29 protein-coding genes are annotated in these 19,675 nt (G+C 41.7%); 6 read left to right on the forward strand and 23 right to left on the reverse strand.

Translation table 11 applies throughout. The features are described 5' to 3' along the window. Nucleotides 1-196 precede the first annotated feature (196 nt). From EZV76_RS15765 to EZV76_RS17335, 5 genes are all read left to right on the forward strand, one after another. Nucleotides 197-1,054, forward strand: a complete 858-nt coding sequence (locus EZV76_RS15765; protein WP_136567521.1) for a tetratricopeptide repeat protein — start codon at nt 197-199, stop codon at nt 1,052-1,054. 4 nt (nt 1,055-1,058) lie between these two features. Beyond that, complete coding sequence (locus tag EZV76_RS15770; protein WP_136567522.1) at nt 1,059-1,631, forward strand: hypothetical protein; 573 nt, start codon at nt 1,059-1,061, stop codon at nt 1,629-1,631. A 931-nt stretch (nt 1,632-2,562) separates the two neighbouring features. Next, nucleotides 2,563-2,937 carry an ArsR/SmtB family transcription factor gene (locus tag EZV76_RS15775; RefSeq protein WP_116219472.1) on the forward strand — a complete coding sequence of 125 codons (375 nt, stop codon included), beginning with the start codon at nt 2,563-2,565 and terminating at the stop codon, nt 2,935-2,937. Next, nucleotides 2,934-3,533, forward strand: coding sequence for a mercuric transport protein MerTP (gene merTP / locus EZV76_RS15780; protein WP_136567523.1), 600 nt, complete (start codon nt 2,934-2,936; stop codon nt 3,531-3,533). Before EZV76_RS15775 ends, merTP begins: the two co-directional genes overlap by 4 nt. A 1-nt stretch (nt 3,534) precedes the next feature. Beyond that, nucleotides 3,535-3,744 carry a GDCCVxC domain-containing (seleno)protein gene (locus EZV76_RS17335; RefSeq protein ID WP_136567575.1) on the forward strand — a complete coding sequence of 70 codons (210 nt, stop codon included), beginning with the start codon at nt 3,535-3,537 and terminating at the stop codon, nt 3,742-3,744. A gap of 10 nt (nt 3,745-3,754) precedes the next feature. Here the strand turns inward: EZV76_RS17335 and EZV76_RS15790 are convergent, their stop codons facing one another. The 21 genes from EZV76_RS15790 to EZV76_RS15875 form a co-directional block, all read right to left on the reverse strand. Then, nucleotides 3,755-4,339 (reverse strand): hypothetical protein, encoded by a 585-nt coding sequence (locus tag EZV76_RS15790; protein WP_136567524.1) that lies wholly within the window; start codon nt 4,337-4,339, stop codon nt 3,755-3,757. Continuing rightward, the gene (locus tag EZV76_RS15795) at nt 4,336-4,737 is read right to left on the reverse strand and encodes a 3TM-type holin (RefSeq protein ID WP_116219457.1); all 402 of its coding nucleotides are present in this window, start codon (nt 4,735-4,737) and stop codon (nt 4,336-4,338) included. The genes EZV76_RS15790 and EZV76_RS15795 overlap by 4 nt, the downstream gene beginning before the upstream one ends. Beyond that, entirely contained in the window at nt 4,727-4,870 is a 144-nt protein-coding gene (locus EZV76_RS17095) for a hypothetical protein (RefSeq protein ID WP_161594431.1), read from the reverse strand. Before EZV76_RS17095 ends, EZV76_RS15795 begins: the two co-directional genes overlap by 11 nt. Beyond that, complete coding sequence (locus EZV76_RS15800) at nt 4,867-5,271, reverse strand: hypothetical protein (RefSeq protein ID WP_136567525.1); 405 nt, start codon at nt 5,269-5,271, stop codon at nt 4,867-4,869. Before EZV76_RS15800 ends, EZV76_RS17095 begins: the two co-directional genes overlap by 4 nt. Beyond that, nucleotides 5,216-5,650, reverse strand: a complete 435-nt coding sequence (locus EZV76_RS15805) for a hypothetical protein (RefSeq protein ID WP_136567526.1) — start codon at nt 5,648-5,650, stop codon at nt 5,216-5,218. Before EZV76_RS15805 ends, EZV76_RS15800 begins: the two co-directional genes overlap by 56 nt. Continuing rightward, on the reverse strand, nt 5,644-5,931 hold the full coding sequence (locus EZV76_RS15810) for a hypothetical protein (RefSeq protein ID WP_116219460.1): 288 nt from the start codon (nt 5,929-5,931) through the stop codon (nt 5,644-5,646). The genes EZV76_RS15805 and EZV76_RS15810 overlap by 7 nt, the downstream gene beginning before the upstream one ends. 3 nt (nt 5,932-5,934) lie before the next feature. Continuing rightward, nucleotides 5,935-6,429, reverse strand: a complete 495-nt coding sequence (locus tag EZV76_RS15815) for a peptidoglycan DD-metalloendopeptidase family protein (RefSeq protein WP_116219461.1) — start codon at nt 6,427-6,429, stop codon at nt 5,935-5,937. Nucleotides 6,430-6,486: 57 nt separating this feature from the next. Continuing rightward, on the reverse strand, nt 6,487-6,708 hold the full coding sequence (locus EZV76_RS15820) for a hypothetical protein (protein ID WP_136567527.1): 222 nt from the start codon (nt 6,706-6,708) through the stop codon (nt 6,487-6,489). Nucleotides 6,709-6,711: 3 nt separating this feature from the next. Next, on the reverse strand, nt 6,712-7,173 hold the full coding sequence (locus EZV76_RS15825; RefSeq protein WP_136567528.1) for a hypothetical protein: 462 nt from the start codon (nt 7,171-7,173) through the stop codon (nt 6,712-6,714). A 6-nt stretch (nt 7,174-7,179) separates the two neighbouring features. Then, the gene (locus EZV76_RS17410; RefSeq protein ID WP_262709771.1) at nt 7,180-7,302 is read right to left on the reverse strand and encodes a hypothetical protein; all 123 of its coding nucleotides are present in this window, start codon (nt 7,300-7,302) and stop codon (nt 7,180-7,182) included. A gap of 119 nt (nt 7,303-7,421) precedes the next feature. Further along, nucleotides 7,422-8,210, reverse strand: coding sequence for a hypothetical protein (locus tag EZV76_RS15830; RefSeq protein WP_136567529.1), 789 nt, complete (start codon nt 8,208-8,210; stop codon nt 7,422-7,424). Nucleotides 8,211-8,299: 89 nt separating this feature from the next. Further along, nucleotides 8,300-9,052: a hypothetical protein gene (locus EZV76_RS15835; protein ID WP_116219465.1), complete on the reverse strand. Its 753-nt coding sequence runs from the start codon at nt 9,050-9,052 to the stop codon at nt 8,300-8,302. Between the two features lie 144 nt (nt 9,053-9,196). Then, a complete protein-coding gene (locus EZV76_RS15840) occupies nt 9,197-9,376 on the reverse strand; it encodes a hypothetical protein (protein ID WP_116219466.1) in 180 nt (59 codons plus the stop codon). Between the two features lie 3 nt (nt 9,377-9,379). Next, nucleotides 9,380-10,522: a replication initiation factor domain-containing protein gene (locus EZV76_RS15845; protein ID WP_136567530.1), complete on the reverse strand. Its 1,143-nt coding sequence runs from the start codon at nt 10,520-10,522 to the stop codon at nt 9,380-9,382. Next, complete coding sequence (locus EZV76_RS17100) at nt 10,516-10,671, reverse strand: hypothetical protein (RefSeq protein WP_161594432.1); 156 nt, start codon at nt 10,669-10,671, stop codon at nt 10,516-10,518. The genes EZV76_RS15845 and EZV76_RS17100 overlap by 7 nt, the downstream gene beginning before the upstream one ends. Before the next feature lie 81 nt (nt 10,672-10,752). Then, the gene (locus EZV76_RS15850) at nt 10,753-11,004 is read right to left on the reverse strand and encodes a hypothetical protein (protein WP_136567531.1); all 252 of its coding nucleotides are present in this window, start codon (nt 11,002-11,004) and stop codon (nt 10,753-10,755) included. Nucleotide 11,005: 1 nt separating this feature from the next. Continuing rightward, nucleotides 11,006-11,308: a hypothetical protein gene (locus tag EZV76_RS15855; RefSeq protein WP_136567532.1), complete on the reverse strand. Its 303-nt coding sequence runs from the start codon at nt 11,306-11,308 to the stop codon at nt 11,006-11,008. Nucleotides 11,309-11,311: 3 nt separating this feature from the next. Then, entirely contained in the window at nt 11,312-11,725 is a 414-nt protein-coding gene (locus EZV76_RS15860) for a hypothetical protein (protein ID WP_136567533.1), read from the reverse strand. Between the two features lie 210 nt (nt 11,726-11,935). Beyond that, complete coding sequence (locus EZV76_RS15865; protein ID WP_136567534.1) at nt 11,936-12,712, reverse strand: universal stress protein; 777 nt, start codon at nt 12,710-12,712, stop codon at nt 11,936-11,938. A gap of 132 nt (nt 12,713-12,844) precedes the next feature. Further along, on the reverse strand, nt 12,845-14,215 hold the full coding sequence (locus tag EZV76_RS15870; protein WP_136567535.1) for an aldehyde dehydrogenase: 1,371 nt from the start codon (nt 14,213-14,215) through the stop codon (nt 12,845-12,847). A gap of 117 nt (nt 14,216-14,332) precedes the next feature. Continuing rightward, nucleotides 14,333-15,118, reverse strand: a complete 786-nt coding sequence (locus tag EZV76_RS15875; protein ID WP_136567536.1) for a hypothetical protein — start codon at nt 15,116-15,118, stop codon at nt 14,333-14,335. A 147-nt stretch (nt 15,119-15,265) separates the two neighbouring features. Here EZV76_RS15875 and EZV76_RS15880 point away from each other — a divergent pair, with 147 nt between their 5' ends. Continuing rightward, nucleotides 15,266-15,742 (forward strand): hypothetical protein, encoded by a 477-nt coding sequence (locus EZV76_RS15880; RefSeq protein WP_136567537.1) that lies wholly within the window; start codon nt 15,266-15,268, stop codon nt 15,740-15,742. Between the two features lie 9 nt (nt 15,743-15,751). On the opposite strand, the gene EZV76_RS15885 is transcribed toward EZV76_RS15880, so the two are convergent. Together EZV76_RS15885 and EZV76_RS15890 are read right to left on the reverse strand one after the other, a co-directional pair. After that, complete coding sequence (locus EZV76_RS15885; protein WP_136567538.1) at nt 15,752-16,411, reverse strand: class I SAM-dependent methyltransferase; 660 nt, start codon at nt 16,409-16,411, stop codon at nt 15,752-15,754. Nucleotides 16,412-16,417: 6 nt separating this feature from the next. Continuing rightward, nucleotides 16,418-19,669 (reverse strand): VPS10 domain-containing protein, encoded by a 3,252-nt coding sequence (locus EZV76_RS15890; RefSeq protein ID WP_136567539.1) that lies wholly within the window; start codon nt 19,667-19,669, stop codon nt 16,418-16,420. Between the last annotated feature and the right edge of the window lie 6 nt (nt 19,670-19,675).

The following is a 19,675-nucleotide window of genomic DNA, read 5'->3' on the forward strand; positions in this document are numbered from 1 at the left end:
TAACAAAAAAAGCACTTAGACTTTTTACAGATAGATCTAATCTAAAGGTGGTCCACTTTGGCCCGGCGCGGGTGGGTCACTTTCGTCCGGCCAGCTATGGTCACTTTAACCCGGCGAGGGTGGTATACTATGTCCGGCGTTTCCACCTATTGCCTCCACTGATCCTTGGATATTAGCATCAATTTTGGCATTGTCAATGGAAATAGAAAAGCCGTCTAACCATTACAACAAAGGGTTGAAGTTCATAAACGATAAAGGATTTAACCCATACGATATTTCTGAATTAAGCTCTTCCATGGCAACAATGGACTTATATAATGGTAAATTTAAAAGTTCAAGAAAATTATTCGCTCAATCATTAAAAAGGCCTAACGACAATTCTTTGGCTCAGGTGTTTTGGAATAATTCAATTTCCAATTCTAAAAAGTCGGAGGTTATTGAAAATGAGCATTATGCTTTTGAGGCTCGGACTGTTCAAGAATATAAGTTGGAACACATTGAGGAGTCTTTACAGCAAAATATAGAATGGATAAATGATGAACCTTTTTCGACAAGGCCATTTATACTAGCATCCTATAATTCCTTAACGTTTTTAGAAGATTTTGAAAGAGCTGAAAACATTGCGTTACTAGGTCTGAAAAGTAATCCTGCTGACAAGTTTTTAAAAAACAATCTGGCTTACTCTCTAATTATGCAGGATAAAATTAATGAGGCAAGTAATATTTTAGACAGCATACAAGTATCAGACTCTACATTTTCTTCCGTGGCAACTAGAGGGTTATTAGAGTTTAGAAAGGGAAATTATGAAAACGGCAGGCGATTATATAAGTCAGTGATTGAAGAAGCGGGAAAGCGTAAATTGGGATATGTGGAAGCCCTAGCTTATGCTAATTATGTTAGAGAGGAAATCTTGGCAAAATCTGATGATATAGTTAATCTAATGTCAGAATTAAAAAGGAAGTGTAACAAGCGTGATGAACTCGATATAAAGTTCATTTATCAAAAATCTATGGAATTGTTTGAGCAATCAAATAAATTAAATTCAATTAAATAGTTTCATGATAAGTATGGAAAGTGTTTTGCAAGATTGTCAAATGTATATTGACTTTCTCCAAAAATGTGACAGAGGCTATTTTCTAACTCGAGGGGTTCTTGATAAGAATGTTGAAATTGTAAGGAAAGAATATTCTGTTGCACAAAGGAAACCAAAGACTATTGGTCAAGAGCTCCATGACTCGTTGAATATGCATTTTAATGAAATTTTTGGGTGGCCTGTACGTAATGGTTTGTTCTGTTATGGAATAAGAATAGATCTGGAAAAAGAAATAAAAGATTTAGGATATGGAAAAACCCATTTGCTATTCCCTTGTGGAGAATTCAGGTATATCTATGACCCAGATATATTTGATCTCGCTTCATTCCATTTCAAGTTCAAGAAGAATCATGAAGATGGCCCAAATTTTCAAAACTTCATTGAAAAAATCAATTACTTAGATTCTGGTCTTTCAGATTACATATCAAAAGTACATTATGAATGTAGGAGTGTCGAAGTTATGTTAAATTGTACATCATATTATTTATTGGATTTAAAATATTCGAAGGATCTAATTCCAATAATTTGGGGAGCATAGTAATTATTTATCAAACAAACTTAATTTAAAATTCCGGCTCAAGACAAGGTAAGAAGAAAATGCGGGCCGGCGGTGGAGTGAATTTGTGATTTGGCACAATGAGCCATTGCCCTGGGCTTTGTGTGTGGGCGTTTACGCCCAAATAGCGAAGCTATAAGACACAAAGAGCGCGTGGAAGCATATTTTCTTCTTGATTTTTTGTTTCTTTTTTATCAAGAAAAAAGAAAGGGAAACCTCAATTAGACTTCAAGTAGCATGTGTATGGAAATTTGCAGCGCAAATTTTATACTTATGCGGGTTCTGGGCAGGATTTTCAACAACTTTTCTTCTCTAATTATCAAACTAAGAACATAGTTCAATTGGGGCGGAAAATTTTTTGCTTTTGGCCGGGGCAAGCGTGGGCAAATTGTGTGGAAAAGAAAATGCCTCGAGCATTTTGCTTTTGTAAAACAATCGAGCGTTTGCGCGCGGCAATTAAATATAACGACAAATTATGGTACAAATGTGCTTGCACATTCACGAACTCCCGTAAAGTAAAATTGACGTGAGTAAATGCAAAGATGCGCCGTAGCCGACCGCTAGTGAATGTTTCATGACCCCGTTGCAAATTTCAATAAAGAACGCTCACATGAGGGATATTTTACATAATGGAAAATTATAGCTTACGGATGGCGAAACCCTTAAAATACAACATGACGACATTTGTACTATAATTTATGCTTGGATAAGTACAATGACAGATAAGAGGTTACTAATATAGTATTTTCAACCCAAAATTTTGTTGCCGAAAATAAAATTTTCGATGTAAAACATCATTTTACCACATCATTTAGTTTTCTAGTTAATGTAGCTATGCACATACAATATTAGCATGATGAAAAACTTTATTTTAGCATTTGCTAAAATAATAAAATATGTTACTTTTGTATATATGAAAAATAATTCTTGCATAAGGCAACAGGCGGACATTAATCAAATAAACCGCTGTAAAGAACGGGTCATCGAACTTAATGAATCCTTTGAGTTTTTGTCCAATGGCATTGAACTAGCAGGCAACAACGTAAGGTTGAAAATTCTTTTCCTACTTTATGAAGAGAAACAACTTTGTGTTTGCGACTTGAGCGATATTTTAGGAATGACTATTTCATCGGTTTCGCAGCACTTACGTAAACTCAAAGACCGAAAGCTTATACGGACAGAAAGACAAGCGCAAACTATATTCTATTCTTTGACAGGGGAATATGAGAATCTTTTCAAGCCGTTTTTCGAGATACTTGAAGAAAACAAAATTTTTGAAATGATATGAAAAAGGATGGTAATCTAATCGGAGCTGGAATTATAACTGCGTTTACGGCATCAATATGTTGTATCACGCCAGTATTGGCACTAATGGCAGGGACTAGCGGAATTGCTTCAACATTTTCTTGGCTTGAACCAGCTAGGCCATATTTTATTGGCATAACCATTTTGGTACTTGGTTTTGCATGGTATCGAAAATTGAGACAACCAAAAGGAATTGATTGTAACTGTGAGCTTCCGCAAAAAACAAAATTTACGCAAACAAAAACTTTTTTGGGTATAATAACGGCTTTTACAATCCTGATGATGGCCTTTCCTAACTATGCACATATTTTCTATCCCCGAACACAGAAACAAGTAATCATCGTAGACCAATCTAATATCCATACCATGGAATTTACCATTAGTGGCATGACTTGTACTGGATGTGAAGCACATGTAGATCATGAAGTGAACAAGCTTCCGGGCATACTCAGTACAACCACTTCATACGAGAATAAAAACTCAATAGTTGAGTTTGACACTTCAAAAATCACAGTTGAAGATATTGAAGCATCAATCAATAGCACAGGATATACAGTTACAGGAAAAAATGAAAAATGATATGGAAGTGATATTGCAATCTACAATCACATGTACAAATTGTGGCCACCAAAAAGAAGAAACAATGCCAACTGATGCATGTCAGTATTTTTATGAATGTGAAAACTGTAATACTATATTAAAACCCCAACAAGGTGATTGCTGTGTCTATTGTAGCTATGGAACCCATAAGTGTCCACCAGTTCAACAAGAAAAGAATTGTTGCCAATAAAAGTTGAAAATCAACTAAAACCAAACATGTATATAGTAACACTATATGCACCAGTTCCACCATCAACGGTTAAATCACCAAGTCCTATGGGTATTGAACCATTGGCACCAGTTCCACCTGAATCCAAAGAGATTTCAACCTCGCCCACATTACTTATAGCAGTAGTGCCACCTTCAAAAACTGATAGAGGAACATCATTGTTGCCAATGGCCAAGGCGTAACCACCGACTTCAACATCTTCAGTCCATCCATTCAAGGCTGTATCATCAAGAATGACATTTACCATTACAACAGGTTGGGGCAATTCAGAAAGTAAATTCTTTAAACGTACTTCATATCCCGTAAACGAATCATAAAGAAAACCATCCACGTGATCAAACAAAATGTCATTACCAGTATTGGCAATGGCCATACCCCTATAACTTAGGTTCATCACCTCATTTGGGTTTGCAAATGCACCATAATAAACCGTCTTGCCATCATTGGCAAAACTTTGATTGTATGACTTTACAATGGGGGATATGCTATGCACACCGTTTTCACCATAAAGGCGTTTAAATGCCTTTTCAACCTCGCAACAACTAAAATCTATCATTTGGCTACGTTTTTAATCTTTTCATAAGTTCTGTATCCACTCATACCGAGCATGGCAAGAAGTATCGAAATCAATTGGCCTAATTCAATCGAGGGTAGGGGAGCGACATCCAGTCCAACCGCATCCATAAACCAACTCAATAAATCCCTTATAATGAAATGGTAGGCGAGGGCAGTACCACAAACCCAACCAATGAAAGGGCGCCAACCACTAACAAAGATGCTTTTATTGGCAGCTTCGATTTTGTTCAATTCAATCTGATGAAAGTTTGCCTTTTGCATTTCCCTGGCCATGGCCAACTGAAATTCTTGCAGCTTCTTTTCCTGACCTTTAAAAAGGTTCATGAATTCACGGCTTCCGACCAATCCCGAGAATATGCCCAAAATTTTATCTATCATCTTTATCGAAGAATTTTTTAACGTTCAAAACAATTGCAGTTACAAGAAGAATCACGGTCAATCCCTTTTCCAAATGCACGAACAGACTACCGAGCGACACCAAGGACACCGCATTTACTTCCGCTAATCTCATTGGCCCACGATTTCAAGGTAAAGTCCATTCTTTGCATGTACCGCATCAAAGGCATTCATTTCAGAACCGAAGAAAGGCACATACATTTTGAGCGTTTTATTGAACCTCTTTTTTCCATACACCTCAAACATTTTGCGTACCTCTTCCGATGTCATTTCATATTGCATCCCTGCAAAATAGTCCTGATTAAAAAAGGGGAGTGCCAAATAAATAAACCATGTACGGGCATTTTTCACGTCCTTTTCGGTATGGTCAGATTTTGTAGCCTTAATTGTGAACAGTTCCACCAAAAGACATATGGACCAAACCACCAATGCAATTAATGAGGGGATGAAAAGCATCCACTTAACCAATCGGAAGCCAAGGATTTTGGCCTTTGATTTTTTCTTTATCATCATCATCTAATGTTAAATTCAAGATTTCCGTTAAGTTCCTATCCTCGCCCGTAAAATTAAATTCGTCCAAGGTGGCGTTATAACGCTGTATTCCAAATTCAGCTTTGACCTTGTAATAATCTGCCAATTTGAGAGGGATAAGGGCATCAACTATATTGTCTTCATTGGTGAACATGGAATGTATTTCCTGATAAATGGAATTTGCAAGGGCTTGCGCTTCGTCCCTAGTCAGGTTGGAGCCAATCCCCCTAGCGGAATCCCGCACATAGGAAAGACCTTTAACCAACGTGCCCCAAACCAAGGAAACCAAAGCCAAGAGTAAGGCCAAGGCAACCAAGAGCAAAACGGGGTTGGTGGCCCAAAGATGTTTTATCTTCCCTAGCATCCGCAACCGCTTTTACCTACGTTCAAAAGTAAATCCTTGTATTCTTCCACGGTCATGGAAACGGTGTTAGAACCATTGGAAGAACCAGTACCGCCAGTATCACCGACATTCGTTCCACCTTTTCCAGTTCCACCGCCCTTTCCAATAGGATCGGAACCCTTTTCCTTTTCACATTCACAGGGCTTTTTAGTTTTGCCCAAAAGCCATAGTATCAATACACCAACGGCAGCGACCAAACCACCTATGACATACATCCACTTTTTATTCTTGTTCTTTTTCATTGCTTAAAAAAATATTTCAGGGTTGACCAGTTCCCCATTGGCATATAGTTCAAAATGTACATGGTTGGTCATTCTTGAATCATACTTGCGGGCCAAATCATCCGCAACGCACATTTGTTGCTTTTCATGGAAAACAGTTCCAACAGCGGGCAAATTGGTCACATACATGATTTTCGCCTTGTAATCACTATAACCCCCAATGCCTTGAACCTCGACAAGCCTATAACTCAAATCATCCGCATACGGATAACCCAACCTGATTACCTCGCAAGGGAATGGAGCATAAACGGGATTGCCCTTTGGGATAAAGAAATCCAATCCTTTGTGCTTCCTGTTTCCACGGGAAGCCCCAAACTCTCCACAGCCCCAAGCATCGCAGCCCCTAAGACCCTGTTTGTAGTTTATAGCTGAAAACCTCATGAACCTTGACAATAGAAGTACCAGTAACGTGATTACCGATACGATTAAACTTTCTTTTGCTCCAATATATCGGGCCATATGAACCAAATCACAAATGGAAGGGTCAAAACAGTCATTAAGACCCAAAACCCAAGATTATCCTTCTTGAACATTTTTAGAACCTTCTTTTTTAGTTACCGAATCGACAAGTTTTTTCACGGTTCGTTTTGGGGTGCTGCCCTTGGTTTCTTCATTGTCCCAAATGGAATCTAATTCAGAATGCAGGGTTTTCACACATTTTGCGACAGCCTGAAAACTCAAAGCGTACTTTTCGAGCTTGCTCCCAAAGGATAAAACCTTAATTACCTTGTGCACCATGGGTTAACGGCTGAATTTTCCGAAATATCCCGATACCTTTTTACCGCTAGAGGTAAGCCCGCTACCGTTTTGGGTAATCACCATACCAATGTCCGATAGGACAACGGATTTAGTGGCTTTGTTCATGCTACAAGGGATAATCCTTGTATGGCCACTATTGTGATAGGTTATTTCGGCTATCATGGTGATATAGGTCTTTCCGCTAGATGGTGCGGTGTATTCCTTTGAATCACCATACGGGGCAACCTTTGCCGTGATCAGACCCTTGCCCCTTGATTTGTTCCAAGCGTTGATGATGGTCTGGCCCTCAAACTTGCCCTGCCTGATAATCGAATACTTTGCCCCGCTTCTTTTGGGTGCTTGACGATTACCGCCATTTCTGTTACCGTAGGCATTACCGTTACGGTAATTGGAATTCCTGTTGTAACCGTTGTTCCTATTGTAATTGTTGTTTCCGTATGACATAACTCGCTATTTTGAAAATTTCTTCAAATAGATTACACTCGCAAGGACACCCAACACGGTAAGCGTGATATGTCCCACGGTAAGACCCCAAAACAGGGGCTTCATAAAAAATTCCTTCACTTTTTCCATTTATGTTTGTTTTTAATCCTTTTTAAAAATCCGTTCTAAAATCAAGAAGAGCGTAAGGGCAGCAAAGCCAATCAAGACCCAGCCTATCCATTCTATGCCCTTCAATGCATCCGTGGCCATTATCGGTACAGTTTTTTTGCCTTCGACCTTCCTTTCTTTTTATTGTCCGTTTTGGCGAACAGAGCAAATAGGGCAGCAACGGCAAGACCTACACCTCCAAAGAATTGAAGCGTTTTATTGCCCGCCAAGTCCTTCACATCCTCGACAACGTCAGCTTTCAATTTGACCCTGATTTGAGGAACTACCTTCGTATAGGCTTTTTTGGTTCCACCGCTACCATCTTTGTTATTTGTCCTACGAAGAGTAATCTGCGTACTGGTCACGGTAATGGTTGCATTTATTTCAGGGCCGATTTGCTTTAAAGTGGAAACCAAAGTATTGTTGATGTAGGAATCAACACCTTTTTCCAAGGCAATAAGACCCCTCAAAGTACAGTCCTTTGCCGTGTCATAACGCCAACCTATCCAGTTTTCCAAAGTAGTGGAACCCGCCTCAAAACTTGATTTGCCCCAAAAGGTTTTGAAAAAATTGTTTACGGATTGTTCCAATTCCCCCCGTGGGACATCCAAGGCCTGTTTAAAATGGTTGGATATGATGGAAATCCATTGGGGAAGTTCGTTTTCGGCCCTTGTGGGTGTCCAAGTGGAACCCCAACACTTAAAGCCATCCTTTAAGGCCTGACCAATGGTCTTTCCTATGACTTCGGAACTGACTATACCACCAAGAAGATTGGCAACGGAACCAATTGCACTAACTGAACCGAGCACGCTACCGCCTGTTGTTCCACCGCCCGCAATTGGGGGAGTGGTACTTGCAGGGGAACCACCACTAATAGGTAAATAACTCATTATAATTTGTCTTTAAATAGAAAACCCCGCCTTGCATGCCAATCAAGGTGAAAGCGGGGAAACCCTAAAATTCACGACCAAAATTTGTTTTATCTGATTACCCGTTTGGGTTTATAGTCCACGGTCAGGTAGGCCATATCCTCGTCAAGGGATGTATCGTGGTGGATGGTAATGGCATCCAATTCTTCGATCGGGAAACCCTGTTGGCCCACACCGTTGGAATAGGCGGTATCATCGACTTCCAATTGAGATAACTCAAAGGAGTTTTTATAGGCCCTCATTTGTTCGGCAGAGATTTCAACCTTGCGCACCTTCTTTTGGCCATTGCCAAGACCATCGCTTACCAAATAGGTAATCTTATCGGGGGTATGGTCTCCATTGAAAAGGAGGAAGTCCACATGTTCGTAATTTTCGGTGCGTTCGGCCTGTGTAGACCTCAATTCCGCTTTCTTGATTACGATGGGTTCACCCATTTTGGCATTGTCCATATTGTACACGTCAAAGGTGGCACCGCCCAAATTGGTAAGGGTCACCTTGTATTTGGTGTCATCATCGAAAAGGAGTACACCCGAAGCGGAGAAGAACAGCAAGGGGCTGTTTTGGTAAGTGGAAGTACCCGCACTATAAGACCTGAACCTATCCAAGCCCAAATAGGTGTTCAAATCAAAGATATGACTGTAAGCGACCTCGGGAATACGGTTCACATCATTTGCATTGGCAGTAACCAAATCAACTTTAACGGTCGCACCCGTTGGAAAGCCATTTGAAAAAATCAATCCTTGACTTGGGATATCGACCTCAAAGGTCAATTCGTTTGCAGCGTTCGCACTCGCTAGTTTCATACTTGTATTAATTAAAAATTGTTGTTTCTAAATCGTTACAAGACAAACATATAAAGGGGAGAATTGCATTTTTGCAGATGTGTGCATCCTTGTGCACCGTTGTGCACCATTGTGCATTTTTGTGCATCTTTTTTGTGGCCAAAATCAAATTGCGCCCATCTTTTCCCGTACATAGTCCAAACTGACCCCGTCAACTTTGGCAACATCCGAAAGCAATAGATAACGCTTGCTTCCTGAATCTTCCAAATAATCATTGAAGTAGGGGGCGACCGAATTTCTATGTATGCCCAAATAGTTGGCCAGCATTTTCTTTGTAACTACCATAGCTTAACATTCAAGTTCAAAATCCGATTCATATCTGGAGAGGTCAATACACTTTATCATTTCCCTATATTTGAATTCGTGTATGTACTGGCTTATTTTGCGGTCGTACCAGTCCCAAAGGTCGAAGTCGTTGAGAATCCTGCGAACGGGGAGAAGGAAACGGACATCGTGATTGGTGGCAAAGTAGGAGCGGAGCAGCCCTTTAATCATACGTTGTTGGCCTATGAAAGTCTCTTTTATGTTGCGCACCAAACGACCTATGGCCTTTTTCGCAAGCCCGACAAATCGGCCGACTTTTTCAAAGTCCACAAAGTTGTAGGTTTCTTCCTTGTTCACCTCGGATTTGCCCGTGTTGTGCTTAATCTCAAAATGGTTTTCACTTGCCTTTTGCAACAGATTGAAAATAAACTCCCTATCGAAGAGGGATTCAAGGGTGAGGCCCTCAATTTCCGATAAATATTTGTTGCTCAATTGGTATTCGTAGCGCCATATCTTTCCATCAAGGCCCAAGGTTTCCCACAGGCTTGATATATAGGGCTTCAAGGTTCCAGTTTGCATTTCACGGGATTTGTCATAAATACGGCAAAAGCGACTGGATGAGCGTTTGCCAATCTGTACGCCCGTGAACTCGATTTGGCCCTTTTTCGTCTTGGTGTATACGTTCACATCCTTTTCACGTCCGGAGATCAAGAAATCACCATTGAAGATACCCTTTAAAAGTTCCGGTATATCGTGTTGTTTTTCGCTGAAATCGAGGGCTATATCGAGACGGTTAACGCCCACGTAATCAAGGCCCAAAATGTCCAATATTTCCGTGGTCATGGTGTACAGTTCCCTAGGTTCGACCGTATAGAACAAATGGTTTTCCAATTGGAGCTGCACAAATTTTTCATCTATGACGTTGCTCCGTGGCTTGAACACCATTGTGCCGAAGGCATGGCCCTTATAGGTCAGCGTTGCACGATGTTTGTAGACCTTTGTGCCGTAATCGGCCAAATCTATGGTCAAACCATCTTGGGTATCAGTAATCGGGTCGCCCGTCAGGTTCAAAATCAAATAATCCGTACCCAAGGAATACACACCGTCGAGTAAGTCCCCGTTATACCTAGCGGGGACATTAACGCCTTGTTTCACAGTATCTAACATAGGGTGAAGTGTTTAAAAAGTTCGAGAAATAATAAGAATAGGGAGAGGGTAAAGGCATAAAATGCCAAGGTATGCACCATTGCCAATGGCATTTCCCTAAAGGTCGTTGGATTCGGTTTGGTAAAGAACCGCTTCGCTAGTGTTTTCATTTTCTTGGTTATTTTGGTGTTCATTTATTCCAATGGTTTTTCGCTACGCTGCAAGACCGCGGGAGGATGTCAGTTAGGTAGCTAATTGTATTTTACGGTCAGAAAACCATCCTTGTCCCAATAGATATAGGCAACTTGTTCCCGATTGAAACCTTTGTTCCTTCCTAGGCGTTCGTACCTGAAAATCTTTGCGTAATAGAAATTCGGCAACGATGAAAGGTTACGGGCCAAGGAATCTATGTTCCTACGGGTCAAACGATACTTTTTGAAGCCAGTAGGGGGAGCCCCTTTGACTCCAAAGGCAACAATTGCAGTACCTTGGGATATTGTCATTTCAGAATGCGTTTTTAGTCCGTTTTACATGTCGTTTATGGGATTCGATTCCCTGTTTCAGTTCCGAAGGATCTAGACGACCCTTTAAGGTTTCCATATAGTCCACATTGACCATTTTCCTGTACGTTGCCTGCACATAGGGATTCAAGGATTGGTAAAAGCTATCTTGCTCATTTTCATAGGTTGTACAAGCATGTAGTTTATGTACCACCTCAATCCAAAATGTGCAGAAAACGAACTTTGGTTCGGGCATAGCTTGCCCATGCATGCACTTATGGCATGCTTCACCAATACGTTTTTCCACAGCTTATAACAGCTTGTGTTCCAGTAACTTTTTGTATAAATCCCTATGGCTGCGCACATGCAGGGCCATATTGTAGTTTACGGCCGTAACCCCGAATTCATTTTCCTTTACAGGTTGGAAAGGCTGTACATGGACATATCCCGTATTCTTGAAAAGGGAGAAATCCAATAGAACCGTCTTAAGGTAACGGCCATGGACATCCGTATAGGGATGCGATAAGGTCAGTCTGGAGCCAATCATGTGGGTAACATAATATTGGCGTGCGTGTCGTTGGAATGTTTCAGGGTTTAAAGGAGTATCACGCATGAAGTACACGTGTTTATCCGTAAGGAGTTCCTTTTTCTTGTGCTTTTTGACGATTTTCGTCAACGAGCGTTGGCGTTTTGCGCCAATTGTGGTAAATTGGTCGTCAGACATTTATTAGAGTATTATCGAACGCACTGGCACCTGTATCACCAAAGACCAGTGCGTTCATGGTTAATAATCGTTTCCAATTCCTACATATTTTATCGGTTGCCCAAAAAAATACGTAAGACTCTAACTGTCATATGTTGTACTATAATTTATGTTATGTAAAATAGAAAATATATAAAGAAAGGGAAGCCAATAAAACTTCCCCTATTTTACTTAAGCCATCACAAAAATAGGCACATTGGATTTTCGAACCAAATGTCTGGCCTGTGCCTTGTTGTGTACACACAATAATTGCGTGTTGGTACGGGCTACGTAGCTTACCAGACCATCCATGGCATTAGAGCCTTCCGTAAATACATAGCTCACCGTTTTTTTCCATAGATTTTCTTGCTGCGGTTCGTTGGCATCCTGATTCTTTATTTGGAACAAACGTACGGGTTTGTCGTTGTCACGTTTTAAGTCTTTAATGATTTCTAGACCTTTAAGTTGCATTTCATTTCCAAAAAAGCCCAAATTCAGGTCCCTAAAAGTGTGAAATTTGTGGTCTTCACCCATAATCAGTACGTTCGTTTTGGCTTCGGAAACGACAAAATCCGTAAGACTGTCCGCCCACAGACCAAGTCTGTTCCGGCGTTTGCCCAATATTACAATATCAGGTTTATGTTGTTCCAAATGCTCCTTTACCGTGTTTTTCACATTACCGTAGACCAAGGTATATGCAATGGGCAGCTCCTCTCCCACCGGTACATGTTGGATTAGGCTGTGCATCTTGGCACGGGTCTCACGGTCGTCTTTATAGATGGTATCAATGGCGGAAAACTGACTTTCCCGTTTTACCACGTCAATGGCGGGTTTAACATGCAGAACCTCGATGCTGGCGTTAATGGTCTTGGCCATTTCCACCGCGTTGATAAATACTTGGTCAGAATTCTTGGATAAATCCAATACAACCGAAATACGGTATTTAGGGTCATTTTTTTTAGGAATCATTTGCTCTAGATTTGATGTGTTACCCTAAATATACTGTACAATCCCAAAATCAGCTGAAGTTTAACTTTTGATTAATATTTTAATTAGTTGATGCTCAATTAAATACTGTTTAAATTGAGAATTTCTAAAAAACTAGAACAAGTGCCGTATTCTCTTTACCCAACGAATGGGAATATTATACGGCGCATAACGCATGGGCACATCCAACCAATTGGCCCGTTTTACCACCGATTTTTGATGTGAAAACAAGTCAAACGAATGCTTGCCATGGTATCCACCCATACCGGAATGCCCCACGCCCCCAAAAGGCAAATTTTTATTGCTGATATGGATCACGGTGTCATTTATGGCGCCTCCCCCAAAACGGTAGCGCCCCATGATTTCTTTCTGAAACTTACGGTTTTTGGAAAATACGTATAGAGCCAATGATTCGGGATAGTGTAAAATATAACGGTCCAAATCCTCTTGGGTCGAATAAGAAACAATGGGCAATATAGGCCCAAAAATCTCCCCTTCCATTAAACCACTTTGTATTTGGGGCTCGTTCACCAAAGTGGGCGAAATATACAGGTCTGCATCTGAACAGGTGCCTCCAAACAGCAGGTCTTCCCCTTCCAAGCTTTGTTTGAGTTCCTCATAATGTTTTTCAGTGGCCATCCGGGCAAAATCAGTGGAACTCTGCACATCTTCGCCATAAAACTTAACAATATTCTTCTTCAACTGTTCTACCAATTTCCCTTTTACAGATTGATGTACCAGAATGTAATCCGGGGCCAGACAGGTCTGCCCGGCATTGATAAATTTTCCCCAAGCTATTCGTTTTGCAGCCAAATTGATGGAGGCCGTTTCATCAACAATGCAGGGGTTTTTACCGCCGAGTTCCAATGTCACCGGAGTTAGGTTCTCGGCGGCGCTCTGGTAGATGATCTTTCCCACATGGGTGCTTCCCGTAAAGAAGATGTATTCCCATTTTTCTGCTAAAAGCGCTTGGGATACCTCTACTCCACCCTCAACAACTGCCACATACTCCGGCGGAAAGACTGCGGTAATGATTTTGGCAATGATTTTTGATGTATTGGGACTAAGCTCGGATGGTTTCAGTACCACAGTGTTACCAGCAGCAATGGCCCCTACCAATGGTGCCATGGCCAACATAAAGGGATAATTCCATGGGGAAATGATCAATACCTTACCGTAGGGTTCTGGTTGAATCCAGTCCTTGGATGGAAAATTGGTCCATGAAAAATCCACGGGATTTGGTCGGCTCCAAATCGATATATGCTTTATGGCATGCTTCAATTCGGCAAGCAACAATTGCGTCTCCGTGGCCAAAGCTTCAAACTTAGGTTTTTTAAAATCGGCATAGAGCGCATCACAGATAGCGTCTTCCATTTTCAAAACTTCTTGCATCAACTTTTTTAAGTATTGCTTGCGAAAATGCGAATCCCTCGTACGTTGCGACGCAAAAAAGGCGTTCTGGGTTTGCACTATGCTCTTAACCATGCTGTCATTTGAATGATTTCTATAAATATAACCAAATCCCTCAATGCCTAGAGGTCATAAAAAAAGAGCACCGAATAGATCGGTGCTCTTTTTTATATTGTATAAGGAAGGTGGCACTTATAAAGTTATCTCTTCGGTGGCACCATTGGGGTAGATTACGGTGGCTTTGTCATCACATGTGCCATCGCCAAAATCCACAGTTACCTCGAGTCCGTTTTTGGAAACAACCATGCTTCCAGAAGTGAAGTGACCACATTGGGCATCGGCCTCAATACCGCTGCTTTCTATGGAATAAGTATTTCCGTTGGCCTGGATGGTCCAAGTACCGGAAAGACCTATGGTAAAGTTTTCCAAGGTTTCACCAAAACTAAAGGTGAAGGTTTTATTGCCATTCTCCACGATGGTACTTCCATCGGCCAATTCAATGGTCATATTGCTTGTCACGGTAATCGAAAAGGAATTTCCTTCCATATCGCCATTTACCACAAAGTTTCGGGTTCCGTTCAGTTTTATGTTGCCTACATAGAAATCTGTAAAGGTCACGTTAAAAGATGTAGCCTCTCCCCCTGTGTCGTAGGTGGCGGTCACGGTACCGTTCACATTATCGGTGCCATTTAACACACAATTGTTAAAAGTAGCGGTATATCCTGTCTCGGTATATTCTGCAACATAGCAATCATTGGATTTTGATGTTTTTGCGGTTTCACCGTTATCCGCAAAAAGTTCAGCCAAGGCGTTATCGGCAACACTCGCCAATTGGTCGGAAGTTAGAATGGTCTGCACTTCAACCTGGGTCAATTCTTGATCGTTGGGTGCTTTGGCATCATCACTACAAGATTGCCCAACAAGTAGCGTTAAACTTAAAAAAGCAATTTTACCGAAGTATTGTATGGCTTTGTTCATGTTATATAAGTTTGGGTTCATGCTGCTTTAACGGCAATACATACACTTTAGTGTATTTGTTTGTCATAGATCGATAAAATGTTTGGGTGTATTTAAGTATTTTGCCTCGAAATGTGTTATTTTGAGATATCAATCTAAAAAGCTATCATGAAAAAATTAAGAAAAGCTTGTCTATACCTTTTTGTTTTTGCTCTTGTATTGTCTTGTAGCAATGATGATGGGGGCTCTACAAACACGACCAACCTCCAAGTGATAGGGTTATGGGATTTGGCCGAAGTAAACGTAAGCTCGTCACAGGATATAGATATGGACGGTTCTTTATCATCCAACCTAATGGATGAATTGGAATGCATTTCCGGCACACTTTTGATTGATGGTGATATGGTATGGACCTTTGAGCAGACCAATGTGAGCATTACCGCTATAACCAATGGTCATTTTTTCGCCCAATGTTCTAGCACTGTAGTCGCCACGGGTGCATGGGCTTCTTCGGAAACTGAAGTCGTATTGCAGGGTAGCGATTTATTGGGAACCTTATCCATAAGTGGTGACCGCCTCATTAAAAATGTTGGGGACGATCTCCCGGGAATACGAAGTTATGTATATGTGCGTAGGGCGGAATAGGATTTGAAGCTATTCAGGTTTTTGGGCCACAATCACCCACATTTGTTTATCGTTTTCGCGCTCCCATTTACCATGATCATCAATTTCGGAAACAATCGTAAAACCAGCTTGTTTCAGCTCTTCCCGGACATAATTCGGAGCTAGTGAGTGAGATGCCACTTGGGTTTCCCTAGATGTATCGCGAACCCATTCCTTGAGTTTTTCCAGAATCATCACTTTTCCACCGGGTTTCAACGCATTTTTTACATGTTGTAGGATTTCTTTATGGGCATCCATTTCATGGTAAGTGTCCATTATAAAGACAAAATCCAACTCCCTTTGTGGCAATTTGGGATCATCATAATCCCCTAATATGGTAACAATGTTCCCCAAACTTCTCTTATGGGCATTTTCCCGCAGCTTTTCCAACCGGTCTGAACGGACATCTACCGCGTATACCCTTCCGCCTTCAGATACTTTTTTGGCTAGATGAATGCTTAAATATCCTTCATGGCAGCCTATATCGGCCACTCTGTCCCCCTGCTCTACCCCTACCATTTTTAGCAAGAATTCGGTTTTCATCCATAGGTCCCGTTCCTTCCAATCGGTTTCGGTATATTGCCCAAATACCATTAATGGGAAAGAAATCAAAAGCAACAAATAGAGGGAACGGGTGGATTCTTTTATCATACTTGACTAGTTTTCAATAAGCCCCTGTCCTTCTATCCATGGAGCACCAGCAGCTTTTAGATCAGCTTCAAGGGCAGGTAATGTACTTTTGACCAAGGTTGATAGTGCTTTTTTGATTTCCTGTAACTGATCATCGGCTCTTTTCAAAGCGGCTTTGTGGTTTCCTGTTGGACCATAGGTATTACCAAGGGCCACCATACCCACAAAATTGCCATCACCCGGTGTTGGTGCATTGTTCTCCCCTATCTCATTCTTCGCGGGGTTTCCGTTCATTTGTTGATTCAAATCCAATAGCTGTGTTTTGGCCGCATAAATTTTTGATGAAAGCTCAGCATTGGGGTTCTCAGCTTGATCTAGAGCACGTCTCATTGCATTAACTAGGCTGATGCTTTTGCCCAACACGGTGTTGGTCGCCGTAAGGTCTTGTTGAAACTGCTGGAAATTAGCCCTGAAGGCGTCTATTTCAGCAATGGGTTTGGATGGCAATGCACCTGTACCCAATGCCTTTACCTGAAATGTTTGAGGATTGGATAATGGCTTTAATTCTCCGTCTATCCGTTGATGAAGCTCCACGGAATAGGTTCCTGGTGTAGCCAAGTAAGGAACTGCAAAATAGTCTTCATCCCCTCCACCTTGAGGACTGTCTAAAGAAATTCCTCCTCGGGATGCATAGGAAAGATCCCATGCTACACGGTTGAATCCTTTTTTGTTGGTACCTGAAACGGTATTTACCACTTTGCCCGAACTGTCCTTTACCAAAAGGACCAATGCGGGGTCTTCTTGGGTGGTTTCTTGAGCTAGTTTGTCCCATCCGGGGAACTGGACATTGCTTTTTTGCTTGTTTAGGTCCTTTTCTTTTTCCGTTCTGATTTCTTTTAAGGATTTCAGTTTTTCAGGTAGATAGTAAGTAAAGGTGGCCCCAAAAGCTGGATTTTTGGCTGCATATTCAGAATGTCCTTGACCGTACACCTCGTCTTTTTCAATATACCAATAGGCAGGCTTTACCTTAAACAATGTTGGGGTTGTGGTAGATGAATCAAAATCCCGAAGAGGGGAAATATCATCCAAAACAAAGATTCCACGACCGAATGAACCGCCAACAAGATCATCTTCCCTACGTTGAATGGTAATATCCCTAAAAGAAATGGTTGGGACACCTCCATCCAACTTGGTCCAACTACTACCGCCATTATTGGTAAAATAGATGCCAAATTCTGTGGCTGCGAACAACATCCCCTTCTTTTTATGATCTTGAACAATTCTCCAAGTAATCAAACGATTGGGTAAATTCCCATTGATGAAGTTCCAAGTGTTTCCTTTGTTCGTACTTTTTAGTAAATACGGTTTAAAATCCCCTTCCTTGTGATTATCGAGTACCAAATAAACCGTGTTTGCATCGTGCAAATCCGCACGAACATCATTAACAAAGGCTCTGCTGGGAACCCCCTTGATGTTACCCAACATGATTTTTTTCCATGAATCCCCTCCATTTTCAGTGACTTGTAGTATGCCGTCATCAGTTCCGGCATAAATAAGACCTTCCTGTAGTGGAGATTCTGCCAGTGAGGTGATGGTATTGTAGTTGGACATGGCCCCAACATCCCAGGGATTGTCCCAACTTTGTTGGCGTCCCATGATGGGTAATGGCAACCGTTCCTCGTTTCGGGTAAGATCAGATGATATTGGAATCCAGTCATCTCCCCTATTTTCCGATTTCCATACCCGGTACGAAGCAAAATACAAACGTTCCGGTTTGTGTGGACTTACCAAAATTGGAGAATCCCAATTGAATCGCTCAAAAGGATCTCCAGCCTTTGGCTGAGGCTGGATAAAGACCGTTTCACCAGTAGTTTGGTCTATACGCCACAACCAACCTTGTTGAAACTCACCATAGGTGATATTAGGATTTCCAGGTTCTGTGGCAGATTGGTGCCCATCAGCCCCGAGAGTAATCCACCAATCCGAATTTAGGATACCGGCCTTGCTCTTGGTACGAGAAGGCCCACCATGGGAACCGTTATCCTGGGTACCTCCAAAAATATTATAGAAGGGTTCGGCATCATCCACGGCAATCTTATAATATTGGGTCACGGGTAGATTGGCAAAGAAACGCCAGGTCTGGGTATCGTCATAGGATTCATATAGGCCGCCATCAGTCCCGAAGAGTACATAATCAGGGTTTGAAGGTTTAAAGGCCACTGCATGGCTGTCCACATGCTTTTTGTCCTCATTCATTTGTCGGAACGTCTTCCCATGGTCATCCGATATCAAAACGATATAGCTCATGAGATACAATCGACCTTCATGATGGGGTGAGGTATACAATTCTTGATAGTAGTGTGGTCCAGTTCCTCCGGAAACTGCATCAGACTGCTTGGTCCATGAAGCTCCACCGTTTTCTGACATGAAGACCCCTCCTTTTTTACGGTCCAATTCAATGGCTGCATAAACAGTTTCATGATCGAATTGGGAAATGGCCAATCCAATTTTCCCCAAATTGGAAGTGGGAATACCGCTAGAAAGTTGGGTCCAACTCTCCCCTCCGTCAGTACTTTTGTGGATTCCCGACCCGGGACCTCCACCCATATAGGCGGCAACGGTCCTATGTCGGTCCCAAGTGGCAGCGTAGAGCACGTCTGGGTTGGTAGGGTCTATGACAAGATCTGTGGCTCCGGTCCATTCACTATTGCCTAGGGTTCTGTTCCAGGTTTTTCCGCCATCAGTGGTCTTATAGAGACCCCTTTCGCCTCCTTTGGACCATAGTGGTCCTTGGGCCGCGACCCAAACGATATCAGAATTTTCAGGATGTACTATGATCTTTGAAATATGCTCGGAAGTTTTAAGTCCCATGTTGTTCCATGACTTTCCTTCATCATGGCTTACATATACTCCATCGCCAAAACCTACATGTCTTCCGCCAACATTTTCCCCAGTTCCTATCCAAATGGTACTGGGATTATTGGGGTCTAGCGTGATGCATCCAATGGAATAACTGGATTCCTTTTCAAAAATGGGGGACCAGGTTACCCCAGCATTTACGGTCTTCCATATATTGCCCGAACCAACGGCAACATACCATGTATTTTCATTGTTGGGATGTACGGCAATATCGGCAATACGTCCTGATGTCAATGCAGGTCCCAAGTTGCGAAACTCTAGCCCCGCATATGGGGATGGGTCGGTTTTTTGGGCTTGGAAGGTAAAAATACAGGAGAAAAATAATAGAAATAGCGTGTAGACTTTGTAGTAATGTCCCATGTGTAA

Source organism: Flagellimonas alvinocaridis, from assembly GCF_004916895.1.
In the GTDB taxonomy this organism is placed as follows: Bacteria; Bacteroidota; Bacteroidia; order Flavobacteriales; family Flavobacteriaceae; genus Flagellimonas; species Flagellimonas alvinocaridis.